2 protein-coding genes are annotated in these 2,336 nt (G+C 73.6%); one reads left to right on the forward strand and one right to left on the reverse strand.

The window, feature by feature from the left end:
- Window positions 1-143 precede the first annotated feature (143 nt).
- A complete protein-coding gene (locus ACFWOG_RS39475; RefSeq protein ID WP_380364444.1) occupies window positions 144-1,628 on the reverse strand; it encodes an MFS transporter in 1,485 nt (494 codons plus the stop codon).
- A 113-nt stretch (window positions 1,629-1,741) separates the two neighbouring features.
- Here ACFWOG_RS39475 and ACFWOG_RS39480 point away from each other — a divergent pair, with 113 nt between their 5' ends.
- Window positions 1,742-2,230 (forward strand): MarR family winged helix-turn-helix transcriptional regulator, encoded by a 489-nt coding sequence (locus tag ACFWOG_RS39480; RefSeq protein WP_380364446.1) that lies wholly within the window; start codon window positions 1,742-1,744, stop codon window positions 2,228-2,230.
- Window positions 2,231-2,336 lie beyond the last annotated feature (106 nt).

Here is a 2,336-nt window from a genome sequence, read left to right on the forward strand (position 1 = left end):
CCGCCAGGGGGGCGCGGGCAGCCGGCTCGGCCTTCCTCGGGCCACTGGCGGGTAGGGTCGCGGGGGCGGTCGGGGGGCCCTTGGCCCCCCGCGATCCCGCCGGGCCCCCAGGACCGGGGGGACCGGGCGGGCCGGACCTCCCGTCAGACGTCGGCGGCGACGGGAGCGGGGGCGGCGGGGGCGGCGTGCTGCTCGTCCTCGGGGCGGCCCTTCGCGGGCAGCAGGAAGGTGATGGCGAGGAACGCGGCCAGCAGGCACATCTGGACGACGAGGGCGTTCCGGAAGCCGCCGGTGAAGTCACCCTCCCCGGCGCGGTCGAAGAAGACCGAGCCGAAGACCGCGACGCCGACGGAGCCTCCCACGGACTGCACCGCGGAGAGGACACCGGAGGCGGAGCCGATCTCGTGGTCGTCGACGGCGGCGAGGAGGAAGCTGAACAGGGCGGCGATCACCATGCCCGATCCGATGCCGGCCACGACCACGCCCGGGGCGATGTCCAGGACGGAGAAGGAGTCGGTGCCCCGGCCGTCGAGCTCGAACCAGAGCAGGACCGCGCCGAGGAACTGGACGAGCGGGCCGATCTGGAGCACCTTGCGCCCGATCCTGTCGGCGAGGAACGCTCCGCTGACCGCGCCGCCGATCGCGGTGCCGAGGGCGAGCGGCAGGTTGCCGACACCGGCCTCCCCGGCGGTGAAGTGCCGGCCGATCTGGAGGTAGAGGGTCAGGACGAGCTGGGTGCCGACGAGCCCGGCGAAGAACAGGGCGATGCCGCCGAGCCCGACGGTGAAGGCGGGCTTGCGCAGGAGGCCGGGGGTCACCAGCGGCTCGCGGCCGGCGGCGGCCGTCCGGCGCTGGTGGAGGGCGAACAGCGCGAAGCCCAGGGCGGACCCGGCCATCGACAGCCAGGTCCAGAGCGGCCAGCCGTCCTCCTGCCCCTGGTTGAGCGGCAGGACCAGCAGGGCGCAGGACGCGACGATCAGCCCGGCGCCGACCAGGTCGACCCGGAGGGTCCGGTCGCCGGGCTTCGTGGGGATGAACCGGGCCGCGACGACCAGGGCGGCGATGCCGATCGGCAGGTTGACGAGGAAGACCGACCGCCAGCCCAGTCCGAAGAGGTCGCTCTCGATGAGCCCGCCGCCCAGGACGGGGCCGATGATGCCGCCCAGGCCGAGGACGGGGCCGAAGATCCCGAAGACCTTGGTGAGCTCCGCGCCGGAGAAGTTCTCCCGCAGCAGGCCCAGGCCCTGGGGGAGGAGCAGCGCTCCGGCGGTGCCCTGGAGCAGGCGGAAGGCGATCAGTGAGCCGATGTTCGGCGCGAGTGCGCAGAGCAGCGAGGTGGCGGTGAAGGCGGCCAGGCCGAGCAGGAACATCCGGCGGCGTCCGTAGCGGTCGCCGAGCCGGCCGCCGAGGACCAGCCCGGCCCCCAGGGTCAGGGCGTAGCCGCCGATCACCCACTGCAGGCCGACGGGGGTCGCGCCGAGGGACTCCTCCAGGGCGGGCCCCGCGACGTTGACGATCGAGGCGTCCAGGAGATCCATGATCTCCGCGACGAGCATGACCACGAGGATCAGCCACCGCCACCGGTAGGGCCCGGTTCCCTCGCGGGTGGTGGGGGACGGGTCGAGCATCGCGATACCTCCATGGTGAAGTAATTCCATGATGAAGGTAAAGTGAGGGCGGTAGGTTGTCAAAGCGACCGCCGACGCGGACCGTGCGACGGGAGAGGAAGGGTGGCTGGCCGATGGCGGAACCGGCACGCGAGGAGAAGACGGCGCAGCACGAGCGACTGATGGAGGGGCTGCGGATCTACGGCGGCCACTACGCGGAGCTGAGCCGGCGCTTCGCCGCCTGGCTGGGCCTGCACTCCACCGACGCGACCGCGGTCCTGGAGATCGCCGCGGCCGAGGAGCGGGGCGTCCCGCTCTCGCCGGCCCGCCTGAGCGAGCGCATCTCGCTGTCCACGGGCGCCACGACCGCGCTGCTGAACCGCCTCGAAGCGGCCGGCCACATCACCCGCACCCGGGAACACACCGATCGGCGCGTCGTGACCCTGCGCGGCGGCGACCACATCCAGGACCGGGCCGACGAGTTCTTCGGCCCGCTCGCCCACCGGATGGGCGCCGCCATGGACCGGTACCCGCCGGACCTCCTGGACCGGTTCGAGTCCTTCGTGGCGGACCTGAACGCCACCATGGACGCCCACCTCGCCGAGCCGGGCGGCGACGTCTGACGGCCGCCCGCCCCTCGGCGGACACGGCGGACACGGCGGGCACGATGGGCACGGCGAACACGATGGACGCGGCGGCCCGGTGAACGACACGGGCCCGGTGCACCGG

Source organism: Kitasatospora sp. NPDC058406, assembly GCF_042722765.1.
GTDB lineage: Bacteria > Actinomycetota > Actinomycetes > Streptomycetales > Streptomycetaceae > Kitasatospora.